Source organism: Acinetobacter endophylla (assembly GCF_053543775.1).
The window spans coordinates 1-1,269 of sequence record NZ_JBLVOM010000203.1 but is presented as its reverse complement, the minus strand read 5'-3'; the positions used below and the strand labels follow the sequence as shown (position 1 = coordinate 1,269).

Annotated in this window: 1 protein-coding gene and 1 pseudogene; both read right to left on the bottom strand. The window is 42.0% G+C overall.

Translation table 11 applies throughout. The features are described from left to right. On the bottom strand, positions 1–991 hold a 991-nt coding region (locus tag ACNPNW_RS06325), incomplete at its 3' end, for a phage major capsid protein (protein WP_448766758.1). Positions 992–1,067: 76 nt separating this feature from the next. Further along, positions 1,068–1,269 (bottom strand): annotated as a pseudogene (locus ACNPNW_RS06320) (HK97 family phage prohead protease); the annotation flags it as partial.

Below are 1,269 nucleotides of genomic sequence, written 5' to 3'. Positions count from 1 at the left end.
CAGAACCTTTTAAGCGCTCAATATCACCCCAATCCTGCGGGTTTAATACATAGCATTCAGGCTGCAAGAATGACAACGCAGCTTTGTATTTTGCTTTGTTTAATACATCAAGTGCTGTATCACCGGCATCTACAGCCACAGTGTCATGGTTGCCAGCTTCCATTAAACCACTGAAGTTTTTTGGCTGACCTTGTGCGGGGATATGACCATTGACCACAAAGTATTCAAGTTTATAACGAATACCATAAGCTAAACGGGTTTCAATATAGCTGGCCAGCATTGGCATATCTGCCAAGACCTGATTTGATACCTTAATCCAGTGTGCAATCACACCTACGTTCAGTACCAATGGGCCAAATTCGAGACTTGATTCCGGCTTTTCTTCACCTTCCGGTACAATATCAGCCATCAAATCGTATGCTGTTTCACGCAATAACGTTACGATGTCATTGGTTAATGGTGCCCAGCTAATCAGATCAACCAGACTTAATGGCTGAAACGGCACACGATTTAGGTCATTTTTTGCATACTGGTAGTTTTCACCCAGGCTACCTAAAGTCACGATATTACGGGCTTTCACACCATCAAAAGACACAGAGGTATTCTTTTGACGTTTTTCAAGCATGGTTTTTGCAATTTCGATTGATTCAGTATTACGAATCAAAATTCCCGCAATGGTGTCCGATTCTTGTTTACTACGGGTTTTGGCCTGATTAACCAGATCTGTTTGCAACTGTTCAACTTTAGCTGACAGGTCCTTAATTTCTTTAGAACGTGCTTCAAGATCTGCTTTTTCTTCAGCAGTCAAATTGACCATACGCTGTTGACGCTCTTCGAGCATGGTATCCAGCTTGGCCAATTTTTCTTTAAGCTGTTTACCCAATTCATCCATTGAATCGCCCTGAGTATTACGCGCAAAAATCGGTGTTGATACTGCAGCTGCTGCTGACATACCCAGTGCTACAACGGAAGGGTTTAAACGTGAATTCATATTTTTTTCCTTGCAAGAAAAAACCGCCTCAGTGGGCGGTCATGTGATTAATTAAGTTTTAAAAAAATGTGGTGAATTAAAGCCAGCTAAGTGCGGCCAGCGGATTTTTTTCCGGTTCAGGCGGTTTACCTATAGTCTGCACACGCTGAATCAATTGTTCAGTTGCAGCGTCATCCAAATTGAAACGCTTCAGATACTTTTTCAGATCATCTTCAGTTTCAATATTGCGCAAATCGGTATCACTTAAACGTGCATTTCGGTCGCTTGGTTCATCGCAT